This window comes from Leucobacter sp. 1207-22 (genome assembly GCF_052850455.1).
Map to the genome: position 1 here is coordinate 535,556 of NZ_VXCR01000002.1, position 7,205 is coordinate 542,760.

At 60.0% G+C, this 7,205-nt stretch carries 6 protein-coding genes and 1 tRNA gene; 2 read left to right on the forward strand and 5 right to left on the reverse strand.

The annotated features are described in order from the left end of the window. Positions 1-59: 59 nt before the first annotated feature. From FW756_RS05725 to FW756_RS05745, 5 genes are all read right to left on the reverse strand, one after another. Positions 60-1,730: a hypothetical protein gene (locus FW756_RS05725; RefSeq protein WP_446429191.1), complete on the reverse strand. Its 1,671-nt coding sequence runs from the start codon at positions 1,728-1,730 to the stop codon at positions 60-62. A 288-nt stretch (positions 1,731-2,018) separates the two neighbouring features. Then, positions 2,019-2,090, reverse strand: a tRNA-Gln gene (locus FW756_RS05730). 148 nt (positions 2,091-2,238) lie between these two features. Further along, positions 2,239-3,540 (reverse strand): thymidine phosphorylase, encoded by a 1,302-nt coding sequence (locus tag FW756_RS05735; protein ID WP_446429192.1) that lies wholly within the window; start codon positions 3,538-3,540, stop codon positions 2,239-2,241. Between the two features lie 40 nt (positions 3,541-3,580). Then, entirely contained in the window at positions 3,581-4,021 is a 441-nt protein-coding gene (locus FW756_RS05740) for a cytidine deaminase (protein WP_446429193.1), read from the reverse strand. After that, a complete protein-coding gene (locus FW756_RS05745) occupies positions 4,018-4,992 on the reverse strand; it encodes a Ppx/GppA phosphatase family protein (RefSeq protein ID WP_446429194.1) in 975 nt (324 codons plus the stop codon). Before FW756_RS05745 ends, FW756_RS05740 begins: the two co-directional genes overlap by 4 nt. 211 nt (positions 4,993-5,203) lie before the next feature. Between FW756_RS05745 and FW756_RS05750 the strand changes: the two genes are divergently transcribed. Further along, positions 5,204-6,181 (forward strand): DUF805 domain-containing protein, encoded by a 978-nt coding sequence (locus tag FW756_RS05750; protein WP_446429195.1) that lies wholly within the window; start codon positions 5,204-5,206, stop codon positions 6,179-6,181. A gap of 157 nt (positions 6,182-6,338) precedes the next feature. Beyond that, a complete protein-coding gene (locus FW756_RS05755; protein ID WP_446429196.1) occupies positions 6,339-6,998 on the forward strand; it encodes a pentapeptide repeat-containing protein in 660 nt (219 codons plus the stop codon). The last annotated feature ends 207 nt before the right edge of the window (positions 6,999-7,205 follow it).

The window sequence follows — 7,205 nt, forward strand, 5'->3', positions numbered from 1 at the left end:
CACAACAACAGGTGGGCCTGTGAGAGCGATACTCCCACAGGCCCACCTGTTGTGATTTGTTATGCCTGACGGCGACGAGTCCGCGCGCGTACCAGCGCACCGGCTGCCACAAGCGTCAACACTGATCCCCCGACAAGCACAAGATCCATCGATTCAGCACCGGTTGCAGCGAGCGAACCGCCTTTCTGGGGCGTTTTCGGCGACTGAGGTTCGGCCGGAACAGCCGTGTCTGGCTTCACGGGCTTTGTCGGATCAATTCCGCCATCGCCTCCGTCTGCAATCACTGTCGCGATAACTTCCGCGTCACTCGGCAATACCCCGGGCTGGTCTGCCACAAATCGCAACTCAACCTTGTGCGCACCAACGGGAAGCCCAGCGAGCGAGACCACACCTGCCCCATCAACAACCGTGGAGGTGCTCCCAAACGGGGCGCCGTTGAGGTATGGCTGCACCGTTCCATTCGGCAGGGGCGCACCACTTTTCGCTACACCAAGCGCCTGAGTCCGCGAGCTACCCGCTTCAGATCGCTCGAGCCCACCTTCTACAAACACCACTTCAACATCTACGACGGCGGGGTGCTTTGGAGTTCCTTGCACCTTTTCCGACGTCGCCGTAATGTTCGTCGGCACCGCGTCTACGTACAGTTCCGCATTCATGGCAGGCGCCTCAGCAAACCCGGGCGCAGGAAGGTACCGTGCCGTCACCCGATGAGCCCCAGCTTCGAGGCCCGTCAGGTTTACGCGAAACTCAGTCGCGCCATCACCTGGCACCGCATTCACGTCATCACTCGACGTCTCGGCATACACCGACTCCCCATCTACAAATACTTCGACACCACCGCGCGGATCAACAGTCGCCCCATCTTCAGCCGCTCGCACCACGATGCTCGCCTCGACAGGGTCAATTGCGCGACTGCGCGATGCAGAGAGCGTCAGCTCGCCAGAGGTTGCGTATGGCTTGACGGTGATTGGCGCAGGTGCAGATACCGAACTCGCGATATTGCCTGCGGGGTCTTCATACGCGACGGTGAGCTGCTCCGTGCCCCAGGGAACCTGCGACACGACAAAATTCACGGGCACGCTTCCGCCAGCCGCAGCAGTTGCAAGGGGCACCCCATCTCCCCGCAACACCACCTTGCCGGTGACCGGCTGATTCGAATCCGACGAAACACGCGCCGTCACGATTGCTTCGTGGAAGGCTGTCACCTCAGTTGGCGACGTAAGGATCTCAGCCTTTGATTCAGCTTGGCTGACATCAAAGTGCAGTACCTCACTCTCGGAGGACGCAACCGGCGCGAAGTCCTGACTTGCAGGAACACCTGGGAACTGCACCTGGAGCTGATGGACGCCAGCACCGACGGATGTAGTCATGGGGATAAGTGTCATAAATTTACCGTTACCCACATACAACAATGGGCCCCCAACAATGGACTCCCCATTGAGCACGTAGCTGAGCGTCTGCCCGCTGAGATTCGCTGGTCCATCGAGCGTTACCGTTGCGCCCACAATGAGCAGCTGGCCAAACACGCTCGGAATCTGCATTCGGTTAATCTCTACATGAGAGACGACCGGCGCAACATCAGCCCGCTCATCTTGAGCTGCTGGATCAGTCGGTTCAGCCGGCGCAACCGCAGCAACGTGCACAGAGGGTGGTGCGGCTGCTGCTGGAGCCGCACCGAGCGCCCCGGCATTAACGAAGATGACTCCCCCAACTGCGAGTGATGCGGCCATGCCTACAGCGATCATCCGAGGTAGCCGACGCATCCAATCAGAGCGTGGGGCCTTCCCGACCGATGCCACCTCCTGCGTCTGGTGAGATGACAATTGGGAGCACAGATCTGAATCTGAAGAATGAGGTCGCATAGAGAAAAGCTATGTGCCAGCGAGCCCGAGCAACGCCTGTTCTCATGAGCCCGTCGCAAACTGTACGAACATTGCGCGCGTTGACGCCCCGCTCGCCCAATGCCCATAAAACACGAAACCCCTCGAGTCTCAATGAAACTCAAGGGGTTTTACTCGCTGGGATACCAGGACTCGAACCTAGAATGACGGTACCAGAAACCGTAGTGTTGCCAATTACACCATATCCCAATGTGGGTTGTTGTCTTTCAGAAGTTCTTGCGAACCGTTCCAACGAGATATAACTTTACCCACTTGAGTGCCCGTCGGCAAAATCGAGGCCGGTTCTCAGCGTTTCCCGCGCGCGTTGCGTTGATTTGTCAACGTTCTCACGACGCCTTCACTCTTCAGAGATGCGGTCACGCACGAGCGGGGCTGACACGAAGGTGCGCGGATCCGCGCCAGACGCAATATCCCAAGCGCCGTGCAGCGCCTCAACCGCGCGCGGGAATCGACCCGCGTCATCTGCCGACAACGTCATAAGGGGTTGTCCAGCCTGGACAAGCTCACCGGGCTTAACGTGGAGATCAATACCTGCAGCAAACACCACAGCGTCATCCGCACGGGCACGACCGGCGCCAAGGCGCCAAGCAGCAACGCCGACTGACATCGCGTCGAGTCGCGTCATCACACCAGACTCCGAAGCAAGAATCGTGTGGGTCTCACGAGGGAGCGGAAGCTGCGCGTCCGGATCACCACCCTGGGCGCGGATCATCCGACGCCAAGTATCCATCGCACGCCCACCATCGAGCGCCCGCGCCACATCAGCATCGGGAAGTCCGGCAAGCGCAAGCATTTCGCTTGCGAGAGCAATCGTCAGTTCTCGCACGTCAGCTGGGCCACCACCGGCGAGCACCTCAACGGATTCTCGCACCTCATTCGCGTTACCGATGGCACGCCCCAGTGGCGTATTCATGTCAGTGAGCAGGGCCGTCGTACGCACACCTGAGTCAACACCGAGCGCCACCATTGTTGCAGCGAGCTCACGAGCTTGCTCGTAGTCCTGCATAAACGCACCAGAGCCGAACTTCACGTCGAGCACGAGTGAGTCCGTGCCCTCAGCAATCTTCTTCGACATGATGCTCGAGGCGATCAGTGGGATCGCGTTGACTGTCCCGGTCACATCCCGCAGCGCGTAGAGCTTCTTGTCGGCGGGGGCAAGTCCTGATCCCGCCGCGCAGATCACTGCCCCAACGTCTTCAAGCTGGGCAAAGAGTTCATCGTTCGTGAGTGCTGCTCGCCACCCCGGAATCGATTCAAGTTTGTCGAGCGTGCCGCCGGTGTGCCCGAGACCACGGCCCGAAAGCTGCGGCACAGCAACTCCGAACGACGCCACCAGCGGCGCGAGCGGCAACGTAATCTTGTCGCCAACGCCACCTGTCGAATGCTTGTCAACGGTGACTTTCGATAGCGAGGCAAACGACATTCGTTCCCCCGAAGCGATCATCGCGTCGGTGAGTACTCGAATTTCGTCACGCGACATCCCGCGCAAAAACACCGCCATCGCAAAGGCAGCCATCTGCGGGTCAGTGACGTATCCACGCGTATACGCGTCGACGAGCCACCTCAGCTCCGCTTCTGACACGGTGCCGCCGTCACGCTTCACGCGGATCACATCAACAGCATCAAACGGTTCAAGCATTCTGTCGCCTCTCTAGCTTTGTCATCCACGCGTACCGGATTTACCCGGGGCGCACCTCATCAGCGCTGAAGGCCGCAGGAAGCAGCTCTTCGAGCGTGTACTGGCGTTCAGGTCCTTGCAAAACGAAACTCGCAGCGGCATGCTCCGAAATCAGCTGACGACAACGCCCGCATGGCATCACCACTCGTGGATCAGCCTGCGCGCCGCCACCAACCACCACAAGTGCAGCAAGCTCGCCCCCGCCCGAGGCATGCAACTCAGACACCACACCACACTCGGCGCATAGAGTGAGCCCGTATGACGCGTTTTCGACGTTGCACCCTGTCACAATGCGAGGAACACCGAGTCCGTGACCAGCGCCGCCAAACACGAGCGCAGCTGCGCCAACGGTGAACCCTGAGTATGGAGCGTAGGCGCTCACACGGGCACTCACGGCTGCAGCGTGCAGCTGGTCAAAGAGGTCGGATCCGCCCTCTGTCACGACTGCAACCCGACGAGGCTCGAGGTCACCGGGTCAGCACCGCGGCCGTCAAGCGCGTCGATGTACCGCAACACGATGCCCTCGCGGAGCGCCCAAGGCGAGATCGTGAGCGTCTCGACCCCAAACACCTTCATGGCAGTGCGCAGCACCACCGCACCGGCAATGATTTGATACCCACGCTCAGGAGTAATACCGGGAAGATACTCACGCACCGAGCCTGGCATCTGTCGCAACGTCGGCTCCCACTCGCGCAAGCCCGCATAATGCAGCTGTGCAAGGTCACCCGTCACAGGGTCTGGTGGACCACCAACCAGACGCGCCAACGAGCGGATCGTCTTGGACGTACCCACCACGCGCTTCGGGTTCGGTCGGTCAGCAAAGAGTTCGTCACGCACGGCGGTGAACTCCGCTCGAGCGTGAGCACGCAGCGCCGAGACAGCCTCGCGCGATGGCGGATCTTCACGCAAATAGTTGATCGTGGTGCGGCCTGCGCCCAAGGGCAACGACACCTGCACATCGGGGTACTCATCGACGCCCTGCGCAATCTCAAATGAGCCGCCACCAATATCAAACAGCAGGACCTCACCAGCCGACCATCCAAGCCAACGGCGCACCGCGAGCATGGTGATCCGCGCTTCATCTTCACCCGACAGCACCTGCAGCTGAACACCCGTCTCACGAGCAATGCGCGCGAGCACTTCTGGCCCGTTCGCAGCCTCGCGGATCGCGCTGGTCGCGGTCGCAATGAGATCGTCGACGCCAATCTCGCGCACGATTCTCACGGCATTGCGGATCGAGTCAACGAGCAGCCGCACGCCCTCTTCTGTGATTGCTCCGGCCGCATCGAGGTAACGCATCAGACGCAGCGTCGTGCGTTCACTCTGGTATGGGTTCGGGCTCGCACCCGGGTGGGCGTCAACCACAAGCAAGTGAACTGTGTTGGATCCGACATCGATGACTCCGAGGCGCATGTGGATGAGTCTATCCAGGACTCCCGACATATGCGGCGTTGCGCACCCACTTCGCACCTCACGGGTAGGGGTTTCCGGAAGAAGTCACTCAAATGACCAAATTCGCGGAGGTTTTCCTTACAGACATAGAAATAGTGCGTACCCTTGAAGTATCAGCTTGCTGTGAGTGAGCTGTCCACGCACGCGCTCTCAGTTCAAGGAGAAGAAGCACATGACGAACCTGCCGCCAGATGGCCAGCAGAGCCCGAACGAGAATGCGCCTGAGGTGACGCCTGCCGCGGAGATTCCCGCTGCTGAGACTGCTCCCACAGCGCCCGAAGCTCCGGCAGCTCCTGTTGCTCCGGCGTATGAGGCTCCGCCTGCTGACGCCGCTCCCGCGACGCCGGCCTACCCTGCGGCTCCTGCGTACCCCGCAGCGCCCGCAGCTCCGGCAGCTCCTGCAGCGCCCGCAGCGCCCGCTTATGGCGCGGCACCGGGTTACCAGGCGGCGCCAGGCTATGGCCAAGCTCCTGGCTACGCTCCTGCCCCCGGCTACTCGCAGCCTCAGTACGGCGCCCCCGTACTTGGAGCACCTGGCCCCGGAGAGCCCTTCGACGGCGCAGTTGACCCAATGGATCTCAGCCGACCGCTCTACGGAGCAACGTTCGGCCAAGCCATCAAGCGTTACTTTAAGTCCTACGCAAAGTTCTCGGGCCGCGCCTCAAGAAGCGAGTACTGGTGGTCATACCTCTTCCTCTCGCTTCTTTCACTCATTCCGTCGATCTTCTTCATGATCGGCTTCTTCATGGTGATGCCCGCCCTCGCGTACATGGACTACAGCTACTACGACTACGGGTATGGCACGGAGTACTACGGTGCGAATCCATTCATTTACGGTAGCCCTGCCGGGTTCTTCATCATGATGCTCTCCGGTATCGTTTTGCTCGTCATCGGGCTCGGAACGATCATTCCTTCGATTGCAATCGCATGGCGACGACTGCATGACGGCAACTTCGCCGGGCCGCTGTGGTTCATCGGCCTCGGTGCGATGATCCCCTACGTAGGCTTCCTGGCTTCTGTAGCACTTATCGTCTTCTACATTCTTCCTTCAAAGCCCGAAGGACGTCGTTTTGATCGCGATCTGCAGCCGAACTACGCCGGTGCCCCTGCGGCTCCTCAGCAGCCCTTCCAGGCACCACCCCAGGCTTAGCAGCCCAGCTAACACAGGCCCTGGCGGATCCACCTCACCCGGTGGGCCGCCAGGGCCTTTTGCTTGTCGTTTTCTCTCACCGACACAGGCCGCCTCCGCTTCGCGGATCACATCGATCTGAAAGCTGGTGTCGGTGGCCCCGACTATCGTGAGGATCATGTCTACTCCTTCACGCCTGAGCGAACCAAGCATCGAACCGCTCGTACTCCCCCAGCTCGCAGCAGGCTTTACGGGAGACCTCGCTTCAGGCTGTGACCTTGACGGACTTGAGTTCGTGGGAATAGACCTTCCTGAGGAACTCTCAGGGGCCTCCCTTCTCGAGTGCGAGATCACAGACTGCCGTGTGACGCGACTGCAGCTACGTGGTGGACGAATGTTGCACACCCGAATCACGGGACTCTCAGCGCCCGCGCTGCTGGCGAATGGAAGCTCATGGCGTGATGCAGAGATCAACGCATCCCGTATCGGGGCGTTTGATGCCACAGACGCCGAGGTACGCCGAGTTGTCTTCCAAGAGTCAAAGCTTGGATGGGTGAACCTGCGAAGTTCAACAGTAAAAGACGTTGTTTTCCGTAACTGCACCGTTGATGAGGTCGACTTCGGAGGCGCTAAGGCAGAACGTGTACGATTTGAAAACTGCCACACCCAAAAACTGACTCTGACGAACGCTCAGGCAAAACACCTTGATCTCAGAGGACTGGATTTTTCCGCTTTCGAAGGCTTCGAGGGGCTACGTGGCACGGTGCTCACACCGGATCAGCTCATGTATATGACAGAGGGCTTCGCAGCTCATCTAGGAGTAACGGTCGAAGACTAGGTGCCCATAGACCCACCAGCCCCATGCACAAGTCGCAAGGCCTTTGCCTATAGATACGGGGAGGGCCCTGCTTCTTGCCGCCATGGGCAGCGTTTGGGCAGGATGTAGCAACTCTCCCCCGCCCCCATCAGTTCAAACCCGTCAATGCTCGTGTTTTGGGCACAAAAAAGGGGCCCCACCAACAGGAACCCCCTACACCCACCAAAC